Genomic DNA, 26989 nt, shown 5'->3' on the forward strand with positions numbered 1-26989 from the left:
GGTCGCTGCGGTATAAATGCGCGCCGCCCGCTCGGATGAGCGGGCGGCGCGGGTGCCGACGAGGCCGGCCGAGGCGATTACGCCCAGGTCCAGGTGGCCAGCACCGACTCGTAGACGGCGGCGCGGTCGGCCTCGGTGACCTCCGGGCTGAACGAGAAGGTGATCACGTAGGTCTGGTCGCCCTGCGAGGCGTAGAACTGGTCGATGTTGTACTGCACGCCCTGCTGGTCGAGCGCGGCCGAGAGGTGCGCGGACTCCTCGCCGGCGACGGTCGTGCGCTCCTCGACCGTCACGTCGGTGGCACCCGCAGCACCCTCGAGCTCGTCGACGCCGAGCGACTCGACCTGGTCGGCGGTGATGGCCTGCGGCGCGGGCGAGAGCACGACGTTGACGTTGTCGGCGAACCCGTCGGCCGAGGCGTCGGAGAGGTTCGCGACGAACACGTCGATGCCCTCCGTGCCCGGCAGCTCCTGCTCGGGGATGCCCCAGCCCTCGGGGACCGAGAAGCTGTAGCCGGTGCCGGTGATGCTCTCGCCCGCGGCGGGCTCGACGGCGGGCGTGCTGGCGGACGGCGACGCGGACGCGCCGGCGTCCCCCGACGCGGCGGGCTCGGCGTCACCGGACTGTCCACCGCAGCCCGCGAGAAGCAGGGCGGCGGAGACGAGAAGGGTGGCAGCGGTGGTGGTTCTGGTGCGAGTCATGGCTGACACGCTAGGGGAATCGCGTCGTCCCGGACGGCCCTTGACAGGGGGAGTTCTCCCCTTGACATACCGGCGATCACGCGCCGGTCGTCGGCGGCACGGTCGGCCGCAGCCGCACCCGGTCGCCCGGTCGCACCTGCGCCAGTCGCGCACGGCCCGTCGCAGTGACGACCCCGACCACCGGGTAGCCGCCCGTGACGGGGCCGTCGGCGCCGAACACGACGGGCAGCCCCGACGGCGGCACCTGGATCGCGCCCGGCGACATCCCCTCGCTGGGCAGCTCGTCGGTGCGCGCGCGGTCGAGCACCGGTCCGTCCAACCGGATGCCGACCCGATCGGCGTCCGCCGACACCGTCCACACCGCGGCGGCGAGGGCGCGACGCGACGCGATCGTGATCCAGCCGCCCCGCGGGCCGGGGACGAACGGGATGTCGAGCGGAGCGGCATCCGTCGCCACCGGGGGTAGCCCCCACGGGTGCAGCGGCAGCGCGGGGATCGGGCCGGCCGTCTCGTCGCCCACGGCGACGCGGTCGTCCGTGCGCACGGGGGCAGGGCCGAGCCCCGACAGCGTGTCGGTCGACCGGCTGCCCACGGCGGGCGGCACGAGCCAGCCGCCGCGCACGGCCAGGTAGGCGCGGGCACCGGCGAGGAACGCGTCCATCCGCAGCTCCGAGCCCGCGGGCCAGGGATGAACGACGTACGGGTCGCGAGCGCGCCCGTCGATCGTCAACGGTGCCCACCCGCCGGTGACGACGACCGCGAGGTCGCGCTCCGCCACGGCGCGGAACCCGCCGAGCACGACCTCGATCGCGGCGGCGTGCGGCCGATTGCCGAGCAGGCGGTTCGCGAGCGCCCACGCGGGCGCATCGGCCGCACCGGAGCGGGCGATGCCCTCGGCGGCGCGTCCGGGTCGGCCGGCATCCTGGAACGTCGCTCGTGCACCGGCCGCGACGACCCGGATGCCGCTCCCCGGCGGCTGTGCCCTTTCGCTCTCGGTCTCGCGGCGCCCGACGCTGACGGCCCGGCTTGCCGCGAAGCGGACGGCGGCACCGGGGGCGAGGAGCGCGGGCCGAGCGGCATCCGGGTCGAAGAGGACGGCGTCGGTCGTGCCGATGAGCTGCCAGCCGCCGGGGGTGTCGCGCGGGTACGCCCCCGAGAACGCTCCGGCGAGCGCCACCGACCCGGCCGGCACCCGCGTGCGGGGCGAGGCGCGACGGGGGACGTCGAGGTCCCACCCGTCGCCGATGAGGTAGCCGAACCCGGGAGCGAAACCCGTGAACGCCACCGTCCATGCCGTGCTCTCGTGGCGCGCGGCGAGCGCATCGGCGCTCGTGCCGAGCAGCGCCGCCGTCTCGGCGAGGTCGGCTCCGTCGTAGACGACGGGCACGATGACCGCGGCAGCCGTCGCCGGTGGCGCGGCGGCGGTCGCGGCTGCCCGGGTGATCCAGGCGCGCACCCCCTCAAGCGAGAGCATGCGGGGGTCGGCGCGGACCAGCACGGTGCGCGCCGCGGGGACGATGTCGACGACGCCGGGCGGCGGATCGGCGACGAGGCGGGCGTGCAGCGCCACGGCGTCGGTGAGGCCGCCGACCTCGACGAGAACGGCATCCGCACCCATGCGCAGCATCCTCATCGTGCCGCCTTCGCCGCCCTCATCGCGCTCGTCACCAGGGCGCCCGGATGTCGACTCCTGCGCTGTCCAGCGCGGCACGCACCGCGCGGGCCATCGCGACCGCACCCGGAGAGTCGCCGTGGAGGCACAGCGACACCGCCTCGCTGCGCACGACCTCGCCCGACACCGCGACGACGACCCCCTCGGCGGCGAGGCGCAGCGCGCGCTCGGCGACCTCGTCGGGGTCGTGCAGGAGCGCGCCGGTCTCTCCGCGCGGAACGAGTCCGCCGCCGGGGAGGTAGCCGCGATCGAGGAACGCCTCGTGCCGGAACGGCAGCCCCGCCGCGCCCGCCTCGGCGGCGAGCGCGCCGCCCAGCCCGAGGATCGGAACCGCGCGGCCGAGCTGCGCCGACAGGTCGGCCACGGCTTGCGCCACCGCCGCCGCGGTCGCCGGGTCGTCGGTCGCCGCGTGATAGAGCGCGCCATGCGGCTTGACGTAGCGGATGTCGCCGCCCGCGGCCGCGAGCGCCACGAGCTGTTCGTGCACCTGGCTGCGCAGCACCGCGGCGTCGACGGCGATGCGCACGCGCCCGAAGCCCGCGCGGTCGAGGTACGACGGGTGCGCGCCAACGGCGACCCCGGCGGCGGCGGCGGCGGCGACGGCCGCGCGCATCGCGGTCTCGTCGCCGGCGTGACCGCCGCACGCGATCGACGCGCTCGAGACCACCGCGAACATGGCCCCATCGTCGGCGGTCGGTACGCCGTCGACGGTCTCGCCCAGGTCGGCGTTGAGGTCCATGCCCCCACGCTAGCCCGCGTTACGTCGATGTAACGGCTCGCGTGGGGGCGATGCGTTCGGGCCCGCGGCCGGGCAGGATGGGCAGATGACAGACTCCCCCACTCCCCTGCTGCGGGTGCGCGACATGGCCGTCGACTTCCGCACGCTCGAGGGCCCCGTCCACGCCGTCGAAGGCGTCGACCTGGAGATCTCGGCCGGCGAGACGGTCGCGATCGTCGGCGAGTCCGGCTCGGGCAAGTCCACGACGGCGATGGCCGTGATCGGCCTGCTGCCCGGCAACGGACGCGTCGTACGCGGCAGCATCCAGCTCGACGGCCAGGAGCTCGTCGGCGCCTCCGAGGGCACGATGCGCCGCATCCGCGGCGGGGCGATCGGCCTCGTCCCGCAGGACCCGATGTCGAACCTCAACCCCGTGTCGAAGATCGGCACGCAGGTGGCAGAGACGTTGCTCGCGCACGGGCTCGCCACGTCCAAGGACGTCGACCGCAAGGTCGTCGAGACCCTCGCCGCCGCGGGTCTGCCCGACGCCGCCGAGCGCGCCAAGCAGTACCCGCACGAGTTCTCGGGCGGCATGCGCCAGCGCGCGCTCATCGCGATCGGCCTCGCCTGCAACCCGCGGCTGCTCATCGCCGACGAGCCCACGAGCGCCCTGGACGTCACGGTGCAGAAGACCATCCTCGACCAGCTCGGCCGGATGACCGGCGAGCTCGGCACGTCGGTGCTGCTCATCACCCACGACCTCGGACTCGCCGCCGAGCGCGCCGCCCGCGTCGTCGTCATGCACCGCGGGCGCATCGTCGAGCAGGGCCCCGCCCGGCAGATCCTCGAGGACCCGCAGCAGCCCTACACGCAGGCGCTCGTGAAGGCCGCACCGTCGGTCGCCGCCGTCCGTCTGCGCCCCGACGCCTACCGCCCCGCGGCATCCGTCAGCGCCCCGGCATCCGTCAGCGCCCCGGCCGCCGTCGGCGAGCCCGCGTCCGCGACGCCCGCGGCGACCGTGGCCTCGCCGGCAGCGGCATCCGGGAACATCGTCGAGATCGAGAACCTCACCAAGCTGTACAAGATCCGCGGCAAGAAGGAGGACTTCGCGGCCGTCCGCGACGTCTCGCTCGCGATCCCCCGCGGTGAGACCGTCGCGATCGTCGGCGAGTCCGGCTCGGGCAAGACCACGACGGCGCGGATGCTGCTGAAGGTCGTCGAGCCCACGTCGGGCAGCATCCGCTACGAGGGTCAGGATGTCGCCGGCCTCACCGGCGCGAAGCTGCGCGAGTTCCGCCAGAAGGTGCAGCCGATCTTCCAGGACCCCTACTCGTCGCTGAACCCCATGTTCACCATCGAGCGGATCATCGGCGAGCCCCTCGACTTCTACAAGCGCGGCTCGTCGAAGGACCGCGCCGCGCGCGTCCGCTCGCTGCTCGACGACGTCGCGCTGCCGCAGAGCATGCTGCGCCGCTACCCCTCCGAGCTGTCGGGCGGCCAGCGGCAGCGCGTCGCGATCGCGCGTGCCCTGGCGCTGAGCCCCGAGCTGATCGTGTGCGACGAGCCGGTCTCGGCGCTCGACGTGCTCGTGCAGGACCAGATCCTCACGCTTCTGCGCGACCTGCAGAGCGAGTACGGGCTCAGCTACCTCTTCATCTCGCACGACCTCGCCGTCGTCCGCCTCATCTCGGACTACGTCTGCGTCATGAAGGACGGCGCCCTCGTCGAGGCCGCCTCGAGCGAGGAGATCTTCACCAACCCGCGTGACCCGTACACGCGCCGGCTGCTGTCATCGATCCCCGGCAACGAGCTCGACATCGCCTCCTGACCGAGGCCGGCGACGAGAAACGCCCCGCGTACCGCTGAAGCGGGCGCGGGGCGTTCTCGTGGTGCCGCAGTCTCAGCGGGCGCGGGTGCGGGGGTCCATCGCCTCGCGCAGCGATTCGCCGAGCAGGGTGAAGCCGAGCGCGGTGATCATGATGCACAGGCCGGGCAGGAACGCGAGCCACGGCGCGATGGCGAGCTCGCTCTGCGCGTACGTGAGCATGCGTCCCCATTCCGCCGTGGCCGCGCCGCCGCCGCCGAGGCCGAGGAACGACAGCGCCGCGGCGTCGATGACGGCGGTCGCGAGCGTCAGAGTCCCCTGCACGATGACAGGCCCCAGGCTGTTGGGCAGCACGTGGCTCATCGTGATCTTGCCGCGCCCCAGACCGAGGGTCTGCGCCGACAGGATGTAGTCGGCGCTGCGCTGCTGCAGCATCGACGCCCGCAGCAGGCGGGCGAAGATCGGCACCTGCGAGGCCCCGATCGCGATCATGATCGCCAGCTGCGACTGACCGAGGATCGCCGCGATCGAGACGGCGAGCAGCAGGTTCGGCACCGACAGCAGGATGTCGACGAAGCGCATGACGATCGTGTCGACCCAGCCGCCGAACATGCCGGCGATCAGGCCCAGCAGCATGCCGCCGGCGAGACCGAACGCCGTCGAGATCACACCGATCAGCAACGAGGCGCGCGCGCCCCAGATGAGTTTCGACAGCACGTCGCCGCCGAAGCGGTCGAGCCCGAGCGGGAAGCCGGCGATCTCGCCGGGACCCGGGATGTGGGTCGGCGTCACCTCGCGGGCGCCCGGGAGCGCCGTCTCGGGGTAGGGCGCGAGCCACGGCGCGAGGATCGCCACCAGCAGGAACAGCAGCACGATGACCGCACCCGCCCAGGCGACCGGGTTGCGGCGCAGTCGTGCGAACACGTCGTGCCAGAAGCCGCCGCCCGTGCGGGCTTCGAGCACCCCGTGCTCGGCGACGGCCGTAGCGGGTCCGCCACCGGGGGCGGGAGGGAGCGCGTTGGAGCTCATGAGACCCTCACTCTCGGGTCGATCAGGCTGTACGACACATCGACGAGCAGGTTGATGAGCGCGTAGATGATCGCGATGAAGATGATGAAGCCCTGCAGCACGGGGAAGTCACGAGCCGTAATGGCGCGGGCCAGGAACGAGCCGATGCCCGGGAAGGCGAACACCGTCTCGGTGAGGATCGCACCGGCGAGCAGCAGTCCGACCTGCAGGCCGACCGTCGTGGCGACCGGAAGCATCGCGTTGCGCAGGATGAACCGGCTGCGCAGCGTCCGCCGCGCGATGCCCTTCGCCCGGCCCGTGCGCACGTAGTCGGAGTTCTGCACCTCGAGCACCGAGGCGCGGGTGATGCGGACGATGATCGCGAGCGGGATGGTGCCGAGGGCGAGCGCCGGCAGGATCAGGTGCAGCACGGCATCCCACGCGGCGTCGAACTCACCCGTGATCAGGCCGTCGAGCACGTAGAAGTTCGTGTAATGGGTCGCGTCGATGCGCGGATCCTGCCGCCCGTCCGAGGGCAGCCAGCCGAGCTCGACCGCGAAGACGTACTTGAGCATGAACGCCAGGAAGAACACCGGGATGGTGACGCCGACGAGGCTGAGCACGACGGCGAGGTGGTCGCTGACCTTGCCGTAATGGCGTGCGGCGAGGTAGCCCAACGGGATGCCGACGCCGACGGCGATGATGAGGGCCGCGACCGAGAGCTCGATCGTGGCGGGGAAGCGGCGCAGGAACTCCTCGACGACGGGCCGACCCGTCTCGATGGAGGAGCCGAAGTCGCCGGTGAGCAGCCGCCCCATGTAAGTGGCGTACTGCTCGAGGATCGGGCGGTTGAACCCGTACAGCTCGTTGATCCGCTCGATGGCGGCGGGGGTGGCCTTCTCGCCCAGGAGGGCGACGGCGGGTCCGCCGGGAAGAGCGCGGACCCAGAGGAACAGGAGGATGCTGAGGCCCAGAAGGGTCGGGATCAGCAGAAGCAGCCGGTGGCCGATGGTTCGCAGCAACGCGGAATCTTTCGGTGAGGAGTGCGGGGCGGGCTCGCGCCCGGGACGGTCGCCCGCCCCGCGTGGTCAGCGGATCGCCGTCACTCGGTCAGGACGATGCCGGTGAAGACCTCGTCGTTGACCGGGCTGGCCGGGTAGCTCTCGACCCGCGGCGCGAAGGCCAGGGTCGGGGCCGGGTGGGCCAGCGGAACGCCGGGGATGAACTCGGCGACCTGCTCGTTGATCTGCTCGTAGAGGGCGGTCTGCTCCTCGAGGTTCGGCACGCCGCGCGCCTCGTTCAGCGCCGCGAACAGCTCGGGGTTGTCGAAGCCCCACTCCGCCGAGGCCGCGCCGAAGAACACGCCGACGAAGTTGTCGGTGTCGTTGTAGTCACCGGTCCAGCCCAGGAGGTGGATGCCGTGGTCCGGCGTGCCGGTGATCTTGTCGAGGTAGTCCGGGCTCCAGGCATCCGTCTGCGGCGTCAGCTGCACGCCGACCTCGGTCAGCTGGGTCGAGATGACCGTGGCGATCTGCTCGGGGTCCGGCATGTACGGGCGCGAGACGTTGACCGGGTAGTTGAACGTCAGCGAGAGCGGGTTGGCGTCGGTGTAGCCAGCCTCGGCCAGCAGCGCCTTGGCCTGCTCGGGGTCGTACTCGTACGTCGTGACGTCCTCGTTGTAGCCGTTGACGGAGTCGGGCATGAACTGGGTCGCGACCTCGGTGCCCTCGGGGAGGACCTGCGAGATGAGCGCTTCCTTGTCGATCGCGTGCGACAGAGCCTGGCGGACGCGGACGTCCTGCAGCTCGGGCTGGGCCTGGTTGAACGCGAGGTAGAGGATCGTGAACGGCGGACGCGAGACCATCGTGAAGCCGGCCTCTTCGAGCGCGGCGGTGTCGGCGGGGCCGACGAGGTCGTAGCCGTCGATCGAACCGGCCTCGAGAGCCTGGCGGCGCGCGGTCGGGTCGTCGATGACGCGGAAGATGATGTTGGTCACCTGACCCGCCTCGCCCCAGTAGTCCTCGTAGGCCGAGAGGGTGAGCTCTTCACCCGGCGACCACTCATCGAACTTGTAGGGGCCGGTACCGGTGGGGTGGCCTGCGCCGTACTCCGACAGCGACGGCGCTTCTTCGGTGCCGCCGATCTCGTCCGCACCGTACTCCTCGAGCGCCGTGGGGCTCTGCATCGCGAAGGCGGGCAGCGACAGCGCCGGGATGAAGCCGGCGAACGGCTGCTTGAGCGTCACCGTGGCCGCGAGCTCCTCGTCGGCGGTGCACGACTCGAAGACGGCCGTGTCGGGGGTCTCGACGTAGCCGCGGAACAGCTTGCCGTAGTAGTACGACAGCGCCTCGCTGGCGGCGAGGCCGGTCCAGTTGTACCAGCGATCGAAGTTGGCGCACACGGCCTCGGCGTCGAACGGCGTGCCGTCGTGGAAGGTCACGCCCTCCTTCAGCTGGAACGTGTGGGTCAGGCCGTCCTCGGACGACTCCCAGCTCTCGGCGAGCAGCGGCGCCGGGTCGGCGGTGCCGGGCTCGGTGCCCACGAGGCCCTCGAAGATCTGCCGCGAGACGCGGAACGTCTCGCCGTCCTGCGCGAAGGCCGGGTCGAGGTTCGCCGGGTCGGCGGAGGCTGCGAAGACGAAGGTGCCGTCGACGTCGGCAGCGGCATCCGTCTCGCCGCCACCTCCGCGCTGGCTGGTGCACGCCGAGAGGGCGAGGGCGCCGACGGCGACCACCGCCAGACCCGCGAGCGCGCGCTTCCGTGGAGTGGAGAGCATGGGGGTGTCCCTTTCTGAGGTCCGGAGCGGGCCCACCGCGGCGCGCTCCGAGGTAATGCGTTTGAACTTATACGGGCTCGAGGGTCGAAGTCATTACATCGATGTCTCGATCGTGTTTCGACTGCGCGGAACGGCCCGGCCCCTGCCAGTAGCGTGGAGGAATGGCACGAGCGCGCGTCGAGGAGTCCGGGCCGCGGACGCGGCTGTCCGACGGGACCATCGCCCGCATCGCCCCGAGCGACGTCACCTCGGGCTTCGAGCTCGACGTCGACGGCACCCCGCAGTCGCACGTCGACCTCGACGATCCGACGCACCTGCACTTCGAGTACATCGCGCGGATGGCGGCCGTCATCGACCGGCTGCGAATGCCGGGCCAGCCGCTGACCGCCGTGCACCTGGGTGCCGGTGCCCTGACCCTGCCGCGCTACATCGCCCACACCCGCCCCGGCTCGCGCCAGCAGGTGATTGAGCTCGAGCAGCCACTCGTCGACCTCGTCCGCGAAGCGTTGCCTCTCCCCCGCGGCGCTCAGATCCGGGTGCGGATCGGCGATGCCCGCGCCGTCGCCGAGAAGCTGCCGCCCGGGCTCACCGGCGCCGCGGACCTCGTCGTCTCCGACGTCTTCGCGGGAGCCCAGACCCCCGCGCACCTGACCACCGTGGAGTACTACCGCTCGCTCGCCCGCCTGCTCGAACCCGCGGGCGTGCTGCTGGTCAACGTCGCCGACGGCGCGGGGCTCGCCTTCGCCCGGCGCCAGGTCGCCACGGTGCGCGCTGTGCTGCCCGAGGTGCTGCTCCTGGCCGAGGTCCAGCTGCTGAAGGGTCGGCGGTTCGGCAACATCGTGATCGCGGCATCGGCCTCGCCCCTGCCGACCGAGTGGCTGCCGCGACTGATGGCGGCGGGGCCTTTCCCCGCCAAAGTCGCGCAGGGGGCCGAGATCGACGAGTTCGCCCGCGGCGCCCGCATCGCGACCGACGCCGACGCGACCCCGTCGCCCAAGCCCGCGGCATCCGTGTTCGAACGGTGATCGGCGCGGCGGGCGGACGCTTCGGCGGGTTCGGGTCAGACTGGGATCCACCGTTCTCGAATCGCGGAGGGGGATGACGGTGGGCTACATCCTCGGGTACGACCCGGAAACGCTGCGGGAGAACGTCGACCCGCGACAGTGCGCCGAGCGACTGGACGAGATCGGCGAGCAGCGCAGCCTGCCCGCCCTGCTCGAGCGCGTCTGGCTGCTCAAGGTGCTGGACCGCCTCGACGAGGCGCTCGTCCTCGCCGAGCAGGCGGTGCGCGTCGCCCGCATGGGCGGCACCCGCAAAGACCTGCTGCGCGCGCGTGTGCTGCACGCGACGATCCTGCAGAACCGCGGCGCCTTCGCCGCGGCCATCCAGGAGCTGACGACCTGCGCCGAAGAGGCCGAAGGGCAGAACTGGCCACTGCTGGCCGCGTTCGCCTACCAGCACCGCGGCAAGGTCTCGTACGACGCCGAGGACTACGTCGCCGCCCGCACCGACTTCAAGCGCGCCCTGTTCCTGCGCCAGGAGGGCGGCGCGCCCGAGGACCAGCTCGAGTCGACCTTGCTCGCCGTCGACGCCGCCGAGCGCCGCTCGCGCTCGAGCATCGCCAGCTGACCGTCCGCGGTCTGTCCCATCCCGCGCGTAGCGTCACCGTCATGAGCGATCTCGATCGGGTCCGCGTCTGGGCCGAGGCGCTCATCGCCGCGCACCTCGACGACTCGTGGACGTTCCGGTTCGACAACGCCAAGCGCCGCGCCGGACAGTGCGACTACACGCGGCGCGTCATCAGCGTGTCGCGCTACCTCTCCGCGCGCTTCGACGACGACGAGAACCACCAGACGTTGCTGCACGAGGTCGCCCACGCGATCGCCGGGCCTGCTGCGGGCCACAGTCGCGAGTGGCTGCGCGTCGCGCGAGACCTCGGGTACGTCGGCGGCACAACCCATCGTGGTGAGACCGCCGTCGAACTGGCACCCTGGGTCGGCCATTGCCCCGTCGGGCACGTGGCCTACCGGCACCGCCGCCCGACGCGCGCGGCCTCGTGCCGCTCGTGCGCCCCGTCGTACGACGAGCGGTACCTCTTCCGGTGGGTGCGCCGCGACATCTCCGCGGCCGACCGGCGCGCCGCCGCCACCCCGCGCTGACCCGCCGCGCTGACCCACCCCGCGCTAACCGCCGAGGAGTTGGCGCGTCAGGCGTCGGCGAAGACGCCGTCGCGGAACACCGGGACGACCGTGTCGGCGTCGAGCTCGGCGGCGGCGAGAGCCTCGTCACGGCGGTCCGCGGCGACGAGTTCCTGACCCGACCCGCTCGCGGTGAGCAGGTGACGCACGGCTCCCCGCAGTCCGCGGAACGAATCGCACGCCGCCGCCGCCTCGGGCGCGGTGTGGTCGATGCCGCGCAGCGAGAGCGCGTCGACGACGGCGCCCGCACCGAGCAGGTCCTCGACGGCGACGCGCAGCGCACCGTCCCCGCCGCCCGGGTCGCCGACCGCGATGACGGCGATGCTCGTGCGCGCGGCCCGGCGCTGCTGCTCGGCCAGCACGGCATCGGCGACGGCGGCGGCGTTGCGCAGCCCGCCGCGCAGCACGAGCGACCCGGATGCCGCGGCGGCGGCCGCCACGTCGGCGGCGGCGCTCGGCGAACCGGTGCTCAGCACGTCGACCACGACCACCACGTCGGCGGCGGCGAGGCGCTCGAGCCCGGCCCGGCCCCAGTCGAGCCGCACCTGGTAGCGGGACTGATCGAACGGCGAGGATGCAGCGGGCGACGGCATCCGTTCAGCCTACGACGGGGCAGACTGGGCGCATGCGCATCCTCCAGAAGCTCGTGCTCGACTGCGACGCCGACGCCGCCTGGCGTGCCCTCCACTCACCGCGCGCGCTCGCGGAGCTGTACGCGCCGCTCATGGGACTGCGTCCGCTCGCGGCGGAGGGCATGCCGACCTCGCTGGAGCCCGGGGCCGACGTCCCGGTGCAGCTGACCGCGTTCGGGGTGCCGGTGGGGCGCCAGCTCATCCATGTCTCGGACCGGCACGTCGAAGAGCGTCGCTCGGAAGAGCCGGACGGCACGGCCGTGCGGATCCTCCGAGACAGCGGCATCCCGCTGACCGGTCCGCTGTCGGTGCTCGACGTCTGGGACCACCAGATGGCCGTCTCGCCCGCCCCCGGCGACCCGACCCGCACGCTCTGGCGCGAGCGCCTCGTCATCGGCGGGCTCGCGGCGCCGGCGCTCTGGCCGATGCTGTGGGCGACGTGGCAGTGGCGCTCGACGCGGCTGCGGCAGGTCGCCCCGACCTGGGCGTTCGATCCCGAGACGGATGCCGCCGACGTCGACGCCCCGGACCGCACCGGCGCGTGACGCCGACGCCGTCCGGGGCCGGCCGGGGCGTGAGCCTCACTCGGCGAGCGCCTCGACGGGAGACACGCGCGTCGCGAGGCGGGTGGGAACCACGGCGGCGATGAGCGTCAGCGCGGCGGTCGCCACGACGATGCCGGCCACGGCGAGCCACGGGACACCGGGCAGGACGAAGTTCGGCGACAGCCACAACGGCGGCACGCGCACCGAGCCCAGCAGCGACTGCGCGGCGGCCCACCCGTAGGCGATGCCGAGCATCAGTCCGAACACGACCGAGGTGATCGTGATGTGCGCGGCCTCGAACAGCACCATGGCGCGGATCTGCCGGCCGGTCAGTCCGAGCGCGCGGAGCAGCCCCAGCTCGCGCGTGCGCTGCACGACGCCGATCGTGAGCAGGTTGACCAGCCCCACGGCGGCGATGACCGCTGACACGCCGACGAGCGCCATCATCACGGTGCTGAAGGTGTCGAGCAGGCGCGCCATCTCGTCGGGCAGCTCACCGCCGCCGGACGCCGCGATCACGCCCTTGACCGACTCGGCCGCCACGGCGAACATCGTCACGAGCGTCACGCCCATCACGACGCCGATCGCCATCCGGCTCGATCGCTCGGGGTAGCGCAGCGCGTTCTCGGCGGCGAGGCGTGCCGCGGCCGAGCGGCCGAACATGCGACCGGTCCCGCGCAGCAACGGCGGCATGACGAGCGTCGCGCCGAGGCTGAGTCCCGTGAACGAGGCGAGTCCGCCGAAGAAGGCGATGACCACGCCGAGCGGGGTGACGAAACCGGCCACGATGCCCAGCGCCAGCAGCCCCGCCCCGAGGACGAAGAGGACGATGGACGTGACGCGGCGCGAGCGACGGCCGGCGGCCTCGTCGGCGGTACGCGGCGCCGCCCCCGACAGCGCGGCCAGCGGGGTGACCTCGAGGACACGACGCGAACCCGCCCATGCGGCGGCCCACGTCGTGAGCGCCACGATGATCGCGGGAGCGAGCAGCACCGGCTGGACGACGCTGTAGTCGACGTCGATGCCCCAGGCGGCATCCGCGATCGCCTGCAGGGCGACGGCCGCCGCGGTCCCGCCGACGAGGCCGAGGACGGCGCCGATCGCACCGACGACGAGTCCCTGCCGCGCGATCTGCGCGCGCTGCGACTGCGCCGAGGCACCGATCAGGCGCAGCAGCGCGATCTGGCGGGTGCGGCCCGCGACGATCGTGGCGAAGGTGTTCGCGGTCACGATCGCCGCGACGTACATCGCCACGGCCACGAGCAGCACGCTCAGGATGGCCACCACCGCGATGACGGTGTCGCCGCCGGCGAGGAACGGGTCGGCGAGCAGCCACGCCCCGAGCAGGCCGGTCACCGCGACCAGCAGCACGCCGAACCCGCCCGAGATCGCCGACACGAGCACCGACGCGCCCATGCCGCGTTCGCGCAGCCACGCGAGGCGACCGGATGCCGCCGACCGCGGCGCCCGCGAGGCGCCCGGTACCGCCGGCGCCGCGACGGCGGTCATGCCGACACCTCTGCCGCGAGCATGTGCGCCGAGATGGCCTCGGCGCTCTGGCTGGGCTTGTCGGCGACGATGCGGCCGTCGCCGAGGAAGAGCACCCGGTCGGCATGCGAGGCGGCGATGGGGTCGTGCGTGACCATCGCGATCGACTGACCGTGCTCGCGGCTCGCCGTCGCGAGCAGCGCGAGCACCTCGCGGCCCGAGCGCGAGTCGAGGTTGCCGGTGGGCTCGTCGGCGAACACCAGGTCGGGGGCGGTCGCGAGGGCGCGGGCGATCGCGACGCGCTGCTGCTGGCCGCCCGACAGCTGGTGCGGCCGGTGGCGCAGGCGCGCGCCGAGGCCGAGCGAATCGATGAGGCCGTCGATGCGCGAGCGCTCGAGCGCCGACGGCGCGCGCCCGTCGAGCTCGAACGGCAGCGTGATGTTGCCGAGCACGTCGAGGGTGGGCACGAGGTTGAACGACTGGAAGATGAAGCCGACGCGGCGGCGCCGCAGGATCGTCAGGTCGAGGTCGGAGAGCCCCGAGATCTCGGTGTCGCCGATCCAGGCGCGGCCCGACGTGGGCGCGTCGAGCCCGGCCATGATGTGCATGAGGGTCGACTTGCCCGAGCCGGAGGGGCCCATGATCGCGGTGAACTCGCCGCGACGGATGCCGACCGAGACGCCGTCGAGGGCGCGCACGCCGGTCTCGCCGGCGCCGAAGGTCTTGGTGAGGTTCTGAACCCGGGCGGCCAGGCCCAGGTCGGTGGTCGAGATCTGCATGTCTTCGACGCTACGAAGGGGCCCGGCGGCGCCGCATCCGTCCCGCGTCGCCGCCGCGTACATCTGCCGGATGATCTCGCGGCCCCGCGGCGGGAATCAGGCCAGGCCGTGCTCGAACGCGAAGACGACGAGCTGCACGCGGTCGCGCAGGGTGAGCTTCGCGAGGATGCGGCTGATGTGCGTCTTCACGGTGGCCTCGGACAGATACTCGCGCTGCGCGATCTCGGCGTTCGAGAGCCCGCGCGCGGCGAGGGCGAAGATCTCGCGCTCACGGTCGGTGAGCTCCGCGAACGCGGGCGGCACCGGCTTCTTCTCGGGGCCCGAGAACGTCGCGAACAGCTCGCGCGTGGCGGATGCCGCGATGACCGACGACCCGGAGTGCACGGTGCGCACGGCCGCCAGCAGGAACTCGGGGTCGGCGTCCTTGAGCAGGAAGCCGCTCGCCCCCTGCCGGATCGCCCGCGCGGCGGCCTCGTCGAGGTCGAACGTCGTGAGCATGACGATGCGGGGCGGGTCGCCGCCGAACACCGGGTCGTCGAGCAGCTGGGCCGTGGCGGTGAGGCCGTCCATGACCGGCATCCGGATGTCCATCAGGACGACGTCGGGCCGGGTCTCACGTACGACGCGCAGTGCCTCGGCGCCGTCGGAGGCCTCGCCGACGACCTCGAGGTCGGGCTGCGAGGAGATGACCATGCGGATGCCGGCGCGGAACAGCGCCTGGTCATCGACGAGGACGACGCGCACGCTCACGCCGGACCGCCGATCGGCAGGGTCGCCGCGACGACGAAGGCGTCGCCGACGGGACCGACCTCGAGGTGCCCGCCGATCAGCTGTGCGCGCTCGCGCATGCCGACGAGCCCGTACCCGCCCGACGGCGTTCCGCCGGCGATGGCCGACGCGGGCGGGAGCGGATTGCTCACACGGACCTCCACGCGATCGGGCAGCCAGGCCAGGGACACGTCCACGGTACCGCCGGCGCCGTGGCGCATCGCGTTCGTCAGCGCCTCCTGCAGGATGCGGTACACCGCGATCTGCACGGCCGCCGGGGGTTCGCCCGGCGGCACGGGGTCGACGTCGACGCGCAGGTCGAGGCCCGCCGCGCGCACCTGCGCGTAGAGCACCTCGAGCTCGGCGACCGTGGGCTGCGGGCCCTCGCCTTCGCTGTGCCGCAGCTGGGTCAGCAGCATCCGGACGTCCGACAGCGCCGAGCGCGCGGTCGTCGAGATCGTCTGCAGCGAGGCGGCTGCGGCGTCGGGGTCGGCGGCGGCGGCATACCGGGCACCGTCGGCCTGGGCGATGACGACGGCGAGCGAGTGCGCGACGACGTCGTGCATGTCGCGGGCGATGCGGTTGCGCTCGAACTCCGCGCGGGCGCGGGTCTCGGCCCGGCGCTGGGCCTCGGCGGTGCCCCGCGCGCGCATTCCCACCCGCACCAGGGCGCCCACCGTCCAGGCGAGCAGCAGTCCGAACACCGAGGCGATGATGAGCACCGTGCCGGTGATGAGCAGGTACGCCAGATCGCCCCCGATGGCGTCGACCGAGTACAGGGCCGTCGGCACGAGCAGGTACACCGTGATGGCGAGCGCGCCCGCGATCGACGACGCGAAGCCGAGCCAGAAGACCCGGTTCGTGCCGTAGGCGGCGCAGGTGTACAGCACGGCGAAGATCGCGATGTCGACCGGCAGCGGCGGCAGCTGCGCGAGCATCTGCAGGATCGCTCCGACCCATGCCAGCGCGAGCGCGAGCGGCGGCGAGATGCGGCGCAGCGCAAGGGCGGCGCTGAACGGCCCGACGAGGAGCACCGCGATGATCGCCGACACGCGGTCGTTCGGGATCCCCACCCCGATGACGCCGCCCCACGTGAACAGCAGCATCACGACCGCGAAGGCGGCGGCCACCGCGACGTCGGTGACGATCTGGTAGCGCTGCAGCGGACGGATCACGCCTCGACGCTACGCGAGCGGTCCCGGCGCGGCATCCGTCTCGGGATGTATCCGGGGTGCCCAGAGGCGCAGGCCGTCGGGGACCGCGCGGATCCGCATCCGGAACCCGTCGGCGCGCTCCTCGGCGAGCTCGCCGTCATGCGCGAACACCGGCGGCGCATCGCCCGGGCGCACCTCGAGGTCGATCGAGGTGTCGACGATGCGCTCGAGATCGGATGCCGGCGGCATCAGGCGCAGCGCCCGCATGAGGGCCAGCGTGCGGCGTCCGAACGCGAGCGAGGCCACGGCGCGCAGGCGCGTGCCGCGCGCGTGGTGCACGCGCACGTCGAGCACCGCCTCGTCGAGGTTCTCGCGCCGCATCATCGCGATGCGCCGGGGGTCGCCGCGACCGATGCCCGCGAACACCGACCACACACGCGCGCGGCGGCCGTCGCGCACGATCGTGATGCGGTGGGCGCCGTGGATCGCCCGCCACGCCGCCACGGCCCCGCCCCACCATTTGCCGAGGCTCGTCCGCTTCTCGCGCTCGGCGAGCAGCTCGGGGTAGGCCCCCAGCGACACCGCGTTGAGCACGGTGATCGGATCGTCGTCGTCGACGGTCACCTCGGCGACGACGACGGAGCGCAGCGCGCCGGCGGCGTACGCATCGAGGGCCGCCTCGACGGTGTCGAGACCGGCGGCGCGGGCGAAGTGGTTGAAGGTACCGCCGGGCAGCACGAGGAGCGGCAGGTCGTGCGACCGCGCGAGGTGTGCCGCCCGCGAGACCGACCCGTCGCCGCCGAGGACGGCGAGCGCGAGGAGTGCGTCATCGCCCGCCATCGCATCGGCGACGATGTCGTCGAGCGAGGCGCCCTCGAGCGACACGATGCGCGCGGCGGGAAGCCGGCGGCGGATCTCGGGCAGGGGGTCGGCACGCACGACGGATGTGCCCGACTTCGGGTTCGCGACGAGCAGCAGCCCCCGGCCGTCAGGGTCCGGCAGAGCGCTGTCGTCGGGCTGGTCGGACGCGGGCATGGTGCGACGCTAACCCGGCGTGGCGGATGCCCGCCACGCCTTGACACCTCGCAAGAGGAACGCCGGGCACGGGGCGGACGTATCGCACGTCGGCACGGGCCCGTTAGTCTGGCGCAACCTGACCACCGCTCCCCCGCGGAGCCGTACCTCGCAGATCGGAGGTTCCCCCATGTCCATCGCGCAGACGCACCCCACCCCCGGTGCCGCCAAGACGATCATCGGCGAGCCCGAGGTCGTCGAGGACGGCGCCGTGATCGACGCCGCGGGCATCGCGCTCGCCGCCGACGTGGAGCACGACCCCGCCTGGATCGCCCTGCGCGACGCCGCGACGGCGCTGCAGGCGCTGCAGGCCGCCGACGGCTCGGTGCCGGACCCGGCCGACCGGGATGCGGCGCGACGACACGTCGCGGTGATCACCGGCGCGATCGCGCAGCTCGCGCCGCGGTTCCCGCACGATCGGGCGTACCTCGCCGCGTCGATCCGGGACTTCGAGCGATGGGCCGGCCCGGACGATCCGGGTGGAGCCGTGTCGACGGAGGGGGCGTTCGGCGTGCCCGATTTCCTCGACTCGCTCGTGGCGTTCCAGCCGCAGCGGCACCGCATCGACGGCATCCGGCACCTCGTGGTGTTCCCGATGTACACGCAGAACGGCTCGCGCGACCGGCACGTCGAGGCGCTGCTCGTCGAGGCGATCTGGCCGGAGGAGATCGCCCGGCTCGAGACGATGTACCCGAACCGCCTGTTCGTGTCGCTGCGGCTGCTCGATTTCACGGCCGGCTACGACACCGACTCGGCCGTGCTGTTCCCCGAGACCGTCGCGATGCGCGAGATCCCGACCTTCACGTGGGGCGCGATCTTCCAGGACCGCGAGGCCGCCCGCTACCGGCGCGTCGTCGCCGCGGCATCCGAGATCACGAAGCTCGACCTGCCCGCCGAGGCGGCGGAGATGCTCGACGATCAGGCGCTCACCGAACGCGCGTTCGTGATGTGGGACCTCATCCACGACCGCACGCACATGCGCGGCGACCTGCCGTTCGACCCGTTCATGATCAAGCAGCGGATGCCGTTCTTCCTGTACTCCCTCGAAGAGCTGCGGTGCGACCTGACGGCGTTCCGCGAGTGCGTCGCGCTCGATCGGCGCCTGAACGCGGAGGCAGACCTCGACGCGGTGGACGCCGAGCTGCTGCGGTTGTCGCGGCTGGTGCAGTACGCCGTGATCTTCGACCGGATCTTCCGGTTCGCGATCACCGGCACGCGCGTGCGCAACTACGACGGGCTCGGCGGCCAGCTGCTGTTCGCGTGGCTGCACCGGAGCGGCGTGCTGCACTGGACCGACACGGCGCTCGCGTTCGACTGGCGGGAGGTGCCGGATGCCGTCGTCGCCCTGGGCGACGCGATCGACCGCCTGTACTGGGAGTCGATCGACCGGCCCAAGACGGCGCACTGGCTCGCGGCGTACGACCTCGTGCGGTCGGTGCTCGAGCCCCATCCGGCGTCGGCCTGGGCCCGGGGGCTGCCGGATGCGGTGCTCGCCGGTCCGGCGAAGGGCTACACCGACGCCGTGCTCGACGACGAGTTCCCGCTGTCGATGTTCTACGAGGCGCTCGAGAAGAAGATGCGCGACGTCATCGCATCGACCCGCGGCATCCGCGGGACGACGACGGCACCGACCCGCGGCATCCGCGGGACGACGACGGCACCGACCCGCGGCATCCGCGGCTGACCGGCGCTGCCCGCGGATCCACCTCGCGCGGTGGATTCGCGGGCGGCGGACCGGTGAGAAAGGATGAGCACATGACCTCCCTGCACGACACCTCGGTGCGCGGCTTCGCGTCCGACAACTACTCCGGCATCCACCCGGAGGTCCTCGCCGCCATCACCGCGGCCAACGACGGGCACCAGACCGCCTACGGCTCGGACGTGTACACCGCACGCCTGCAGGAGCTCGTCACCGAGCACTTCGGCGCCGGCGCGGAGGCCTTCCCCGTGTTCAACGGCACGGGCGCGAACGTCACCGCGCTGCAGTCGATGCTGCCGCGCTGGGGCGCCGTGATCGCGGCATCCACCGCTCACATCAACGTCGACGAGGGCGGCGCCCCCGAACGCGTCGGCGGCATCAAGATCCTCAACGTCCCGACCGCCGACGGGAAGCTGACCACCGAGCTCATCGATCGCGAGGCGTGGGGCTGGGGCGATGAGCACCGCGCCCAGCCGCTGGTGGTGTCGATCACGCAGTCGACCGAGCTGGGCACGATCTACACTCCCGACGAGCTGCGCACGATCGCCGACCACGTCCACGCACGCGGCATGCGCCTGCACATGGACGGCGCGCGCATCGCGAACGCCGCCGCGGCGCTCGGCCTGCCGCTGGCCGCGATCACGCGTGACGTCGGCGTCGATGTGCTCAGCTTCGGCGGCACGAAGAACGGCGCGATGATCGGCGAGGCCATCGTCGTGCTCGACCCGGCGGCATCCGAGGGGCTGACGTATCTGCGCAAGCTCAACATGCAGTTGTCGTCGAAGATGCGTTTCGTCTCGGCGCAGCTGGTCGCGCTGCTCGAGAACGACCTGTGGCGGCGCAACGCCGAGCACGCGAACGGGATGGCGCAGCGCCTGCGCTCGGCCGTCGAGGCCGGCATCGCCGACGGCTCGATCCGGGGTGTGGAGTTCACGCAGCCGACGCAGGCCAACGGCGTGTTCGCGGTGCTGCCCGAGGGCGTCGCCGACCGACTGCGCGCATCGTTCCGTTTCTACGATTGGGACGAGGCCCGGCGTGAAGTGCGCTGGATGTGCTCGTTCGACACGTCGGCATCCGACGTCGACGCGTTCGTCGCCGAGCTCGCGCGTCTGACGACCGGCTGACGCCCGCTCTGCGGCGGCGGGAGCCGCGGCACGGAGCGATCCGGCCGCGGCTCCCGGGCGTTCAAGCGGCGGTGACGCTGAAGCTCCACGTGACGCCGAACCGGTCGGTGAGCATGCCGAAGCCGGCGCTCCAGGCCGACGCCGCGAGGGGCTCGACGATGACGGCATCCGTCGCCAGCGCGTCCCAGGGGCCCTGCAGCTCGGCGAGGCTCTCGGAGCCGACCGAGACGAAGAGTGCCTGATCGGTGACGGTCGCGTTGTTCTCGCGGCGGGTCGCGCCGCCGCCGACGATCGAGCCTTCGGTGCGGCCCGGGATGTCGTAGCCCATGATGCGGAAGCCGTTCTCGGCGACCACGAGGCCGAACACGACGGCGTCGGCGCCGGGCGCGTCCGCCGGCATGCCGACCTCGGCGTACGTGGTGATGACGGTGTGCCCGCCGAAAGCGGAGCCGTAGAAGTCGAGCGCCGCACGTGCATCGCCGCGGAAGTTGAGGTGGGGGGTGGTCTGGATGGTCATCGCTGCTCCTGGGTGAGGGTCGGCCCGATCGGCTCGACACCGTCAGCCTGACGGGCGTGCAGGTCAGTTTCTGTCCGCCTCCGCCGATACGGTGGGGCCATGACCACGACCTCGCGGCTGCTGACGCTGCTGTCGCTGCTGCAAGCCCGCCGCGACTGGCCCGGCGCCGTGCTCGCCGCGCGGCTGGAGGTCAGCGATCGCACGGTCCGCCGCGACATCGACCGGCTGCGCGAGATGGGCTATCGCATCCACGCCTCGCTCGGCCCCGACGGCGGCTACCGCCTCGACGCGGGCAGCGAGCTGCCGCCGCTGCTGTTCGACGAGGACCAGACGGTCGCGGTCGCCCTCGCGCTGCGGTCCGCGCCGGCGGTCGGAGCGGGCATCGGCGAAGCAGCGATCCGCGCCCTCGCGACGATCCGGCAGGTCATGCCCTCGCGCCTGCGGCACCGGCTCGACGCGCTCGAGATCACGACCGTCGGCCGCCCCGGGGATGCCGCGCCGCCGGACGTCCCGCTCGAGGTGCTCGTCACGCTCGCCGATGCCATCCGCGACCGGCAGACGCTCCGCTTCGACTACGTCCGCGGCGACGACGACAGTGGGGCGGACGGAGGCGCCGCGCCACCCCGGCGCGCGGAGCCGCACCACCTCGTCGCCGCGGGCGGCCGCTGGTACCTCGTCGGGTGGGACCTCGACCGGGACGACTGGCGCCTCTACCGCGTCGACCGCGTGCATCCCCGCATCCCGCACGGTCCGCGTTTCAACCGGCGGGCGGTGCCCGGCGGCGACGTCGATGCATTCGTGTCGGCGCGCTTCCGAGGTTCCGACGTCGACGCCTGGCCCTGCCGGGGCACGGTCGTCGTGCATCTTCCGGCCCGCCGGGTGCGCCCCTTCGCGGGCGACGGCACCGTCACCGCCGTCGACGACGCTACCTGCCGGCTCGAGGCCGGCTCGTGGTCGTGGACGGCGCTCGCCGCGTCATTCGGCCGGTTCGACGCACCGATGGAGGTGGTCGGACCGCCCGAGCTCGCCGACGCGTTCGCCGCGCTCGCCGACCGCTACGCGCGGGCGGGCTCGGGTCGGCGCAGGCGTCAGGCGCCGGCGAGCCAGGCGCGGTAGGCGTCGAAGGCGTACGGGCGGCCGAGGAAGTCGGCGACGAGGTCGGCCGCGTCGCGGCTGCCCCCGGGCTCGAGGACACGCTCGCGGTACCGGCGCGCGACGGCGGGGTCCATGAGGTCGTCGCCGAACGCCGACAGCAGGTCGCGCGCGATCACGAGGCTCCACTGGTACGTGTAGTAGCAGGCGCCGTACCCGGTGAGGTGGCCGAACCCGGCGTAGGTGTGACCGCCGGGCAGCGGGTGCACGGGCGACGACGCGCGGTACCACCGCTCGACCGCGCCGGCGAGATCCGCCGGACGCTCGACGTGCAACCCGTACGAGACGTTGGCGTGCCCGAGCTGGCGGGTCACCTCGAGCGCGCGGCCGAAAGCATCGGCGACCCGCATGCGCTGCACGAGGTCGGCCGGGATCGGCTCGCCCGCTTCGTTGCGGGCGAAGGTCGCCAGCACACCGGCATCCCACGCCCATTCCTCGAGCAGCTGGCTGGGCGCCTCGACGAAGTCCCACTCGGTCTCGATGCCGCTGAAGTCGGCCCACACCGCGTCGGCGCCGCCGAGGATGCCGTGGACGAGGTGTCCGAACTCGTGGAAGAACGTCACGACCTGGTCGTGCTCGAGCAGCCCGCGCGAGAAGTTGCACAGCAGCACGCCCTCGGGCAGCGAGCGGCCCGCGATCCCCGGTGCGAGGCCGAAGCAGGCGGCGTGGTTGTACTTGCCGTCGCGGGGATGCAGGTCGAGGTGGATGCGGCCGAGGTGGCGGTCGTCGCGGAACACGTCGTAGCTGCGGACGTCGGCGTGCCACGCGGCGGCATCCACCGGCCGGTAGGTGATGTCGAGCAGCCGCGCCGTGACGTCGAGCACGCCGGGCAGGACGTTCTCGAACGCGAAGTACGCCCGCACCTCCTGAGCGTCGACGGCGAACCGCTCGCGCTTGAGGGCCCCGAGCAGGTACCAGAGGTCGGCCGAGGTCACCGCGTCGGCATGGGGCTCGTCGCGCCGCAGGCGTTCGAGCAGCTGCTCGTACTCGGCTGCCGCGACCTCGCGCGTGGCGTCGGCGATGCGGTCGAGGAACGAGCGGATCGCCGCGCTCGAGCCGATCATGCGGGTCTCGGTCTCGTAGTCGGCCCAGTCGCCGTAGCCGAGCAGCTCGGCCCGCTCGGCGCGGACGGCGAGCAGCTCCGCGAGCACCGGATCGTTGTCAGGCCACGCGAGGTCGTTGTAGACCGACAGCAGCGCGGTGCGGGTCGAACGACGCTCGGCGAACTCGCGCACCGGCATAAGATCGGTGTACTCCGTCGTCAGCGTCACCCGACCGTCCTCGTCGACGGGATGGGCGTCGAGGAAGTCCCGCGGCAGACCGGCGAGGTCCTCCGCCGCGACCGTCACCTCGCGGCGACCGTCGCGGATGTTGCGCGAGAACCGCAACGACAGCTCGGTGTCGCGCTCGGCGAGCGCCCGCAGCCGGTCGCGGGTCCGCTCGTCGCGATCGACGCCGCCCCGCCGGAAGTCCCGCTGGATGCGCGCGAGCAGCCGGCGCCCGGCGGCATCCAGTCCGTCCGTGGCCAGGCCGTCGAAGACCGCGAACAGACGCGGGTCGAGGGCCCGCTCCGACAGCAGCGCGTCGAGGGCCTGCACGCGCGCTTCAGCCGCGTCGCGGACGGCGGGATCGGGGTGCGCCTCGCTCAGCACGGATGCCTCGGACGCAGCCTCGGCGATCGCGATCGACGCCTCGTTCCACAACTGCAGCCGGGCCAGCGGCGACAGATCACGGCCCGCGACGAGCTGCGCGTCGATGTCGCGGACGCGGCCGATGCGGGCGTCGGGGCGGTCGGAGGCGAACGCGAGCCACCCCGAGGGGTCGGCGGGGAAGGTCAGAGGCTGCGGCGCGGTCATGCCCCGAGCCTACGCAGGGCGCTCAGCGCAGGGCGCCGACCGAGGCGAGGGCCAGGCGGATGAGGGTGCCGCGGCCACCCTCCATCTCGGCGGCGAGCGCATCCGAAGCCGCCTCGGCCGGGTCGAGCCACGTCACCTCGAGGGCGTCCTGCCGCGGCTCGCAGGTTCCCGTGACCGGCACGACGAACGCGAGCGACACGGCGTGCTGCCGGTCGTCGTGGAAGGCGCTGACACCGGGGATCGGGAAGTACTCGGCGACCGTGAACGGCGTCGGCGCGGCCGGCAGCAGCGGAAACGCCATCGGGCCCAGGTCGTTCTCGACGTGGCGGAACAGGGCGTCGCGGATCGTCTCGCCGTAACGCACGCGACCCGACACGATCGTGCGCGTCATCTCACCCACCGGGGTCGCGCGCAGCAGGATGCCGACCTGCGTCACCGCACCGAGGCCGTCGGTGCGCACGGGCACCGCCTCGACGTAGAGCATCGGCAGCCGGCGCCGCGCCTCGGTCAGCTCGACGTCGCTGAGCCACGCGGGGTTCGTCGCCCCGCCGCCGGGAGCGCCCCGCAGCGGATCGACGGGAAGCGAGGACGCGTCGCCCTCGTCGGGATCGGGGTCGGGGGTGCGCACGGCCATGCTCCATGTATACCAATGCCATCCGCCAGCGCGATGGACCCGACGTCGGAGCCGGCTGGCAGGATGGTCGCATGTCCGAGACCCCGGTCCTCGATTCCGCCGCCGTGCGCTGGTCGGTGCCCGCGGCCGAGCGGGCCGGTCGGCCGCTCCTGGTGCTGATGCACGGGTACGGATCCGACGAGAACGACCTGTTCGCGCTCACCCCGCACCTGCCGCCGGAATACGTCGTCGCCGCCGTCCGCGCTCCGCTGGCTCCGCCCTTCCCGACGCCCGGATGGTCGTGGTACCCGATCGAGGGCCTCCACGGCCGCGACCCCGACATCGCGACGGCGAGCGCCCGCGCGCTCGTGACCTGGATCGACGGGGTGCGCGCGGACGCGGCATCCGTCGGTGTGCTCGGGTTCTCGCAAGGCGGCGTCATGGCGATCGAGGCCCTGCGCCTGGCGCCCGAGGCGTTCGCGTTCGCGGTGAGCCTCGCCGGCTACGCCAACCCTCACCCGCTGCCCGGCGACGCCGCGCTCGCCGAACGGCGCCCGCCGGTGTTCTGGGGGCGCGGTGCCCTCGACGACGTCATCCCCGCCCCCCTCGTCGCCCACACGGTGCAATGGTTGCCGGGCTACGTGGATCTGAGCGGCCGGGTGTATCCCGGGCTCGGGCACGCCGTGTCGGCCGACGAGCTGAGCGATGTCTCCACGTTCCTGCGCAAGCAGCTGCCCGAGGCGTAGACTTCCCCCGCCCCTGTCCCGAGTGTGAGGAACGACCGTTGATCGGTTTCGACGCGACCGCGCTGTAATCCCGCGCTGATCCGTCGATGCCTCCGGGCGTTCGATTCGGCCAGCGCTTTCGATACCGCGCTGGCCCGCCGGACCGATCCCCTCTCTACCGGGGCTTCTCGGTGTCCGTCGCGCCCGCGCTCGACGACATCCGAGGAGGCACCATGCCCCATCCCACTCCCGCGGTCGTGCTCGACCGCATCACCCACGTCTGGCCCGACGGGACGACCGCGCTGCACGAGGTCTCCGGAGCATTCGGAGCCGGACGCACCGGCCTGGTCGGCCGGAACGGCTCCGGCAAGACCACGCTCCTGCGGCTCGTCGCGGGCACGCTGGCCCCGAGCTCCGGCGCCGTCACCGCGGCCGGACGCGTCGAGCTGCTGCCGCAACGCCTGACCCTCGACGTCGACCGACGCGTCGCCGACCTCGTCGGGGTCGCGGCCGTCGTCGACGCGGTGCGCGCCGTCGAGAGCGGCGACGTCGACCCGCGCCACTTCGACACGATCGGCGACGACTGGGACGCCGAAGCCCGCGCCACCGCAGCCCTTGCCGCCGCCGGTCTGCCGCCGGGCGCCCTCGACCGCCGCGTGGGCGAGCTCTCGGGCGGAGAGGCGGTGCTCGCTGCCCTGGTCGGGGTGCAGCTGCGCCGCGCCGAGGTCGCGCTGCTCGACGAGCCCACCAACAACCTCGACCGCGACGCCCGGGAACGCGTCGCCGAGATCGTGCGGTCGTGGCGGGGCGCACTGATCGTCGTGAGCCACGACACCCGGCTGCTCGAACTCATGGACGACACCGCCGAGCTGTACGGCTCCGAACTCAGCGTGTTCGGCGGCCCCTACTCCGCCTGGCGCGCGTGGCGCGATGCGGAGCAGGCAGCGGCACGCGCGGCCGAGACCACCGCCGCGGCGGCGCTGCGGCGCGAGAAGCGCGACCGGATCGAGGCCGAGACCACCCTGGCCCGACGCGCGGCCATGGGGGCCAAGGCCCAGCGCGAGAAGCGGGTGCCCGGGATCGTCGCGGGCAACCGCGCCTCGGCGGCGCAGGTCTCGGCGGGCAAGGTGCGCGGTGCGGCATCCGATCGCGAGGCGACGGCGCGGGCCGCCCTCGACGCCGCCGGCCGCCGGGTGCGCGACGACGACGCGGTGCGCATCGACCTGCCCGATCCGGGTGTCGCCGCCGGCCGTCGCATCGCGACCATCGCCGACGGCGACCGCTCGTGGGTCGTGCAGGGCCCCGAGCGGGTGGCACTTGTCGGGCCGAACGGCGCCGGCAAGACGACGCTGCTCGAGCGGCTGGTCGGGTCGGCGCGCGCTCACTCCTCAGCATCGGCCGGCTCGGCCCCGGAGGGCCCGGGTGCGGGCGCTGAGGAGCGGAAAGCGAGGAGTTGCGGCACCGCGACGGCGCACACCCACCGGGTCGGGTACCTCTCGCAGCGGATCGACGGGTTGCGGGAGGGTGACAGCGTGCTCGAGAGCGTGCGGGCCGCGGCCCCGACCGCCACCGACGCCGAGCTGCGCAACCGCCTCGCCCGGTTCCTGCTCCGCGGCGACACCGTGATGCGGCCGGTGGCGGCACTGTCGGGCGGGGAGCGGTTCCGGCTCGCCCTCGCGCGCGAACTGCTCGGCGACCCGCCACCGCAGCTGCTCGTGCTCGACGAGCCGACGAACAACCTCGACCTCGACACGGTCGATCAGCTCGTCGATGCGCTCGCTGCTTACCGGGGCGCCGTCATCGTCGTCAGCCACGACGAGGGCTTCCTGGCCCGGCTGGCACCGACGCTGACGCTCGAGGTGCGCGACGGCCGGGTGACCGAGACCTGACCGGATGCCGCGCCGGCGGGGGCCGTGCCGCCTGGCACGTCGGTCGCCGCCGGCGCAAGGCCGCGCCGATGTCGGT

Annotated in this window: 25 protein-coding genes; 10 read left to right on the top strand and 15 right to left on the bottom strand. The window is 73.0% G+C overall.

All coding sequences use genetic code 11. The features are described 5' to 3' along the window. Positions 1–77: 77 nt before the first annotated feature. The 3 genes from PUW82_RS00350 to pxpA all read right to left on the bottom strand — a co-directional run bounded on the left by PUW82_RS00350 (position 78) and on the right by pxpA (position 3112). Positions 78–701, bottom strand: coding sequence for a hypothetical protein (locus PUW82_RS00350; protein ID WP_274220397.1), 624 nt, complete (start codon positions 699–701; stop codon positions 78–80). A 76-nt stretch (positions 702–777) separates the two neighbouring features. Further along, the gene (locus PUW82_RS00355; RefSeq protein ID WP_274220398.1) at positions 778–2334 is read right to left on the bottom strand and encodes a 5-oxoprolinase subunit B/C family protein; all 1557 of its coding nucleotides are present in this window, start codon (positions 2332–2334) and stop codon (positions 778–780) included. 31 nt (positions 2335–2365) lie between these two features. Then, a complete protein-coding gene (pxpA, locus tag PUW82_RS00360; protein ID WP_274220399.1) occupies positions 2366–3112 on the bottom strand; it encodes a 5-oxoprolinase subunit PxpA in 747 nt (248 codons plus the stop codon). An 85-nt stretch (positions 3113–3197) separates the two neighbouring features. On the opposite strand from pxpA, the gene PUW82_RS00365 reads away from it, so the two are divergent. After that, the gene (locus PUW82_RS00365) at positions 3198–4919 is read left to right on the top strand and encodes a dipeptide ABC transporter ATP-binding protein (RefSeq protein ID WP_274220400.1); all 1722 of its coding nucleotides are present in this window, start codon (positions 3198–3200) and stop codon (positions 4917–4919) included. Between the two features lie 72 nt (positions 4920–4991). On the opposite strand, the gene PUW82_RS00370 is transcribed toward PUW82_RS00365, so the two are convergent. The 3 genes from PUW82_RS00370 to PUW82_RS00380 all read right to left on the bottom strand — a co-directional run bounded on the left by PUW82_RS00370 (position 4992) and on the right by PUW82_RS00380 (position 8700). Next, complete coding sequence (locus tag PUW82_RS00370) at positions 4992–5945, bottom strand: ABC transporter permease (RefSeq protein ID WP_274220401.1); 954 nt, start codon at positions 5943–5945, stop codon at positions 4992–4994. Then, positions 5942–6946 carry an ABC transporter permease gene (locus tag PUW82_RS00375; protein ID WP_274220402.1) on the bottom strand — a complete coding sequence of 335 codons (1005 nt, stop codon included), beginning with the start codon at positions 6944–6946 and terminating at the stop codon, positions 5942–5944. The genes PUW82_RS00370 and PUW82_RS00375 overlap by 4 nt, the downstream gene beginning before the upstream one ends. 80 nt (positions 6947–7026) lie before the next feature. Beyond that, positions 7027–8700 (bottom strand): ABC transporter substrate-binding protein, encoded by a 1674-nt coding sequence (locus PUW82_RS00380; RefSeq protein ID WP_274220403.1) that lies wholly within the window; start codon positions 8698–8700, stop codon positions 7027–7029. Positions 8701–8861: 161 nt separating this feature from the next. Here PUW82_RS00380 and PUW82_RS00385 point away from each other — a divergent pair, with 161 nt between their 5' ends. The 3 genes from PUW82_RS00385 to PUW82_RS00395 all read left to right on the top strand — a co-directional run bounded on the left by PUW82_RS00385 (position 8862) and on the right by PUW82_RS00395 (position 10859). Next, positions 8862–9725 (top strand): spermidine synthase, encoded by an 864-nt coding sequence (locus tag PUW82_RS00385; RefSeq protein ID WP_274220404.1) that lies wholly within the window; start codon positions 8862–8864, stop codon positions 9723–9725. A 79-nt stretch (positions 9726–9804) separates the two neighbouring features. After that, positions 9805–10329, top strand: a complete 525-nt coding sequence (locus PUW82_RS00390) for a hypothetical protein (protein WP_274221721.1) — start codon at positions 9805–9807, stop codon at positions 10327–10329. A gap of 41 nt (positions 10330–10370) precedes the next feature. Continuing rightward, positions 10371–10859, top strand: a complete 489-nt coding sequence (locus PUW82_RS00395; RefSeq protein ID WP_274220405.1) for a SprT-like domain-containing protein — start codon at positions 10371–10373, stop codon at positions 10857–10859. 47 nt (positions 10860–10906) lie between these two features. Here PUW82_RS00395 and PUW82_RS00400 read toward each other — a convergent pair whose 3' ends face one another. Continuing rightward, on the bottom strand, positions 10907–11491 hold the full coding sequence (locus PUW82_RS00400) for a 2-phosphosulfolactate phosphatase (RefSeq protein ID WP_274220406.1): 585 nt from the start codon (positions 11489–11491) through the stop codon (positions 10907–10909). A 32-nt stretch (positions 11492–11523) separates the two neighbouring features. On the opposite strand from PUW82_RS00400, the gene PUW82_RS00405 reads away from it, so the two are divergent. Continuing rightward, the gene (locus tag PUW82_RS00405) at positions 11524–12075 is read left to right on the top strand and encodes a hypothetical protein (protein ID WP_274220407.1); all 552 of its coding nucleotides are present in this window, start codon (positions 11524–11526) and stop codon (positions 12073–12075) included. A gap of 36 nt (positions 12076–12111) precedes the next feature. On the opposite strand, the gene PUW82_RS00410 is transcribed toward PUW82_RS00405, so the two are convergent. From PUW82_RS00410 to PUW82_RS00430, 5 genes are all read right to left on the bottom strand, one after another. Continuing rightward, positions 12112–13584, bottom strand: a complete 1473-nt coding sequence (locus tag PUW82_RS00410; protein ID WP_274220408.1) for an ABC transporter permease — start codon at positions 13582–13584, stop codon at positions 12112–12114. Then, positions 13581–14342, bottom strand: coding sequence for an ABC transporter ATP-binding protein (locus PUW82_RS00415; RefSeq protein ID WP_274220409.1), 762 nt, complete (start codon positions 14340–14342; stop codon positions 13581–13583). Before PUW82_RS00415 ends, PUW82_RS00410 begins: the two co-directional genes overlap by 4 nt. A 96-nt stretch (positions 14343–14438) precedes the next feature. Further along, positions 14439–15092 carry a response regulator gene (locus tag PUW82_RS00420; protein WP_274220410.1) on the bottom strand — a complete coding sequence of 218 codons (654 nt, stop codon included), beginning with the start codon at positions 15090–15092 and terminating at the stop codon, positions 14439–14441. Next, positions 15089–16285: a sensor histidine kinase gene (locus PUW82_RS00425; protein ID WP_274220411.1), complete on the bottom strand. Its 1197-nt coding sequence runs from the start codon at positions 16283–16285 to the stop codon at positions 15089–15091. The genes PUW82_RS00420 and PUW82_RS00425 overlap by 4 nt, the downstream gene beginning before the upstream one ends. A gap of 9 nt (positions 16286–16294) precedes the next feature. After that, the gene (locus PUW82_RS00430) at positions 16295–17299 is read right to left on the bottom strand and encodes a diacylglycerol/lipid kinase family protein (protein ID WP_274220412.1); all 1005 of its coding nucleotides are present in this window, start codon (positions 17297–17299) and stop codon (positions 16295–16297) included. A gap of 169 nt (positions 17300–17468) precedes the next feature. On the opposite strand from PUW82_RS00430, the gene PUW82_RS00435 reads away from it, so the two are divergent. Together PUW82_RS00435 and PUW82_RS00440 are read left to right on the top strand one after the other, a co-directional pair. After that, the gene (locus PUW82_RS00435) at positions 17469–19022 is read left to right on the top strand and encodes a DUF6421 family protein (RefSeq protein ID WP_274220413.1); all 1554 of its coding nucleotides are present in this window, start codon (positions 17469–17471) and stop codon (positions 19020–19022) included. A 71-nt stretch (positions 19023–19093) separates the two neighbouring features. Continuing rightward, a complete protein-coding gene (locus PUW82_RS00440) occupies positions 19094–20161 on the top strand; it encodes a threonine aldolase family protein (protein WP_274220414.1) in 1068 nt (355 codons plus the stop codon). Positions 20162–20222: 61 nt separating this feature from the next. Here the strand turns inward: PUW82_RS00440 and PUW82_RS00445 are convergent, their stop codons facing one another. Further along, positions 20223–20678: a VOC family protein gene (locus PUW82_RS00445; protein WP_274220415.1), complete on the bottom strand. Its 456-nt coding sequence runs from the start codon at positions 20676–20678 to the stop codon at positions 20223–20225. A gap of 99 nt (positions 20679–20777) precedes the next feature. On the opposite strand from PUW82_RS00445, the gene PUW82_RS00450 reads away from it, so the two are divergent. Next, complete coding sequence (locus PUW82_RS00450) at positions 20778–21794, top strand: helix-turn-helix transcriptional regulator (RefSeq protein ID WP_274220416.1); 1017 nt, start codon at positions 20778–20780, stop codon at positions 21792–21794. Here the strand turns inward: PUW82_RS00450 and PUW82_RS00455 are convergent. Together PUW82_RS00455 and PUW82_RS00460 are read right to left on the bottom strand one after the other, a co-directional pair. Continuing rightward, positions 21767–23686 (bottom strand): M3 family metallopeptidase, encoded by a 1920-nt coding sequence (locus tag PUW82_RS00455; protein WP_274220417.1) that lies wholly within the window; start codon positions 23684–23686, stop codon positions 21767–21769. The genes PUW82_RS00450 and PUW82_RS00455 overlap by 28 nt on opposite strands. A gap of 22 nt (positions 23687–23708) precedes the next feature. After that, the gene (locus tag PUW82_RS00460; protein ID WP_274220418.1) at positions 23709–24320 is read right to left on the bottom strand and encodes an NUDIX hydrolase family protein; all 612 of its coding nucleotides are present in this window, start codon (positions 24318–24320) and stop codon (positions 23709–23711) included. A 71-nt stretch (positions 24321–24391) separates the two neighbouring features. Here PUW82_RS00460 and PUW82_RS00465 point away from each other — a divergent pair, with 71 nt between their 5' ends. Then, positions 24392–25045, top strand: a complete 654-nt coding sequence (locus tag PUW82_RS00465) for an alpha/beta hydrolase (protein WP_274220419.1) — start codon at positions 24392–24394, stop codon at positions 25043–25045. 212 nt (positions 25046–25257) lie between these two features. Next, positions 25258–26913 (top strand): ABC-F family ATP-binding cassette domain-containing protein, encoded by a 1656-nt coding sequence (locus PUW82_RS00470; protein ID WP_274220420.1) that lies wholly within the window; start codon positions 25258–25260, stop codon positions 26911–26913. Positions 26914–26989: the final 76 nt, after the last annotated feature.

It is taken from the genome of Microbacterium thalli (genome assembly GCF_028737325.1).
GTDB lineage: Bacteria > Actinomycetota > Actinomycetes > Actinomycetales > Microbacteriaceae > Microbacterium > Microbacterium thalli.

What these genes read in the sequence shown, in the direction of transcription:
- PUW82_RS00350 (WP_274220397.1), bottom strand. Translation starts at nt 701, where the DNA reads ATGACTCGCACCAGAACCACCACCGCTGCCACCCTTCTCGTCTCCGCC.
- PUW82_RS00355 (WP_274220398.1), bottom strand. Translation starts at nt 2,334, where the DNA reads ATGAGGATGCTGCGCATGGGTGCGGATGCCGTTCTCGTCGAGGTCGGC.
- pxpA (WP_274220399.1), bottom strand. Translation starts at nt 3,112, where the DNA reads ATGGACCTCAACGCCGACCTGGGCGAGACCGTCGACGGCGTACCGACC.
- PUW82_RS00365 (WP_274220400.1), top strand. Translation starts at nt 3,198, where the DNA reads ATGACAGACTCCCCCACTCCCCTGCTGCGGGTGCGCGACATGGCCGTC.
- PUW82_RS00370 (WP_274220401.1), bottom strand. Translation starts at nt 5,945, where the DNA reads ATGAGCTCCAACGCGCTCCCTCCCGCCCCCGGTGGCGGACCCGCTACG.
- PUW82_RS00380 (WP_274220403.1), bottom strand. Translation starts at nt 8,700, where the DNA reads ATGCTCTCCACTCCACGGAAGCGCGCGCTCGCGGGTCTGGCGGTGGTC.
- PUW82_RS00385 (WP_274220404.1), top strand. Translation starts at nt 8,862, where the DNA reads ATGGCACGAGCGCGCGTCGAGGAGTCCGGGCCGCGGACGCGGCTGTCC.
- PUW82_RS00395 (WP_274220405.1), top strand. Translation starts at nt 10,371, where the DNA reads ATGAGCGATCTCGATCGGGTCCGCGTCTGGGCCGAGGCGCTCATCGCC.
- PUW82_RS00400 (WP_274220406.1), bottom strand. Translation starts at nt 11,491, where the DNA reads ATGCCGTCGCCCGCTGCATCCTCGCCGTTCGATCAGTCCCGCTACCAG.
- PUW82_RS00405 (WP_274220407.1), top strand. Translation starts at nt 11,524, where the DNA reads ATGCGCATCCTCCAGAAGCTCGTGCTCGACTGCGACGCCGACGCCGCC.
- PUW82_RS00410 (WP_274220408.1), bottom strand. Translation starts at nt 13,584, where the DNA reads ATGACCGCCGTCGCGGCGCCGGCGGTACCGGGCGCCTCGCGGGCGCCG.
- PUW82_RS00415 (WP_274220409.1), bottom strand. Translation starts at nt 14,342, where the DNA reads ATGCAGATCTCGACCACCGACCTGGGCCTGGCCGCCCGGGTTCAGAAC.
- PUW82_RS00430 (WP_274220412.1), bottom strand. Translation starts at nt 17,299, where the DNA reads ATGCCCGCGTCCGACCAGCCCGACGACAGCGCTCTGCCGGACCCTGAC.
- PUW82_RS00435 (WP_274220413.1), top strand. Translation starts at nt 17,469, where the DNA reads ATGTCCATCGCGCAGACGCACCCCACCCCCGGTGCCGCCAAGACGATC.
- PUW82_RS00440 (WP_274220414.1), top strand. Translation starts at nt 19,094, where the DNA reads ATGACCTCCCTGCACGACACCTCGGTGCGCGGCTTCGCGTCCGACAAC.
- PUW82_RS00445 (WP_274220415.1), bottom strand. Translation starts at nt 20,678, where the DNA reads ATGACCATCCAGACCACCCCCCACCTCAACTTCCGCGGCGATGCACGT.
- PUW82_RS00450 (WP_274220416.1), top strand. Translation starts at nt 20,778, where the DNA reads ATGACCACGACCTCGCGGCTGCTGACGCTGCTGTCGCTGCTGCAAGCC.
- PUW82_RS00455 (WP_274220417.1), bottom strand. Translation starts at nt 23,686, where the DNA reads ATGACCGCGCCGCAGCCTCTGACCTTCCCCGCCGACCCCTCGGGGTGG.
- PUW82_RS00460 (WP_274220418.1), bottom strand. Translation starts at nt 24,320, where the DNA reads ATGGCCGTGCGCACCCCCGACCCCGATCCCGACGAGGGCGACGCGTCC.
- PUW82_RS00465 (WP_274220419.1), top strand. Translation starts at nt 24,392, where the DNA reads ATGTCCGAGACCCCGGTCCTCGATTCCGCCGCCGTGCGCTGGTCGGTG.
- PUW82_RS00470 (WP_274220420.1), top strand. Translation starts at nt 25,258, where the DNA reads ATGCCCCATCCCACTCCCGCGGTCGTGCTCGACCGCATCACCCACGTC.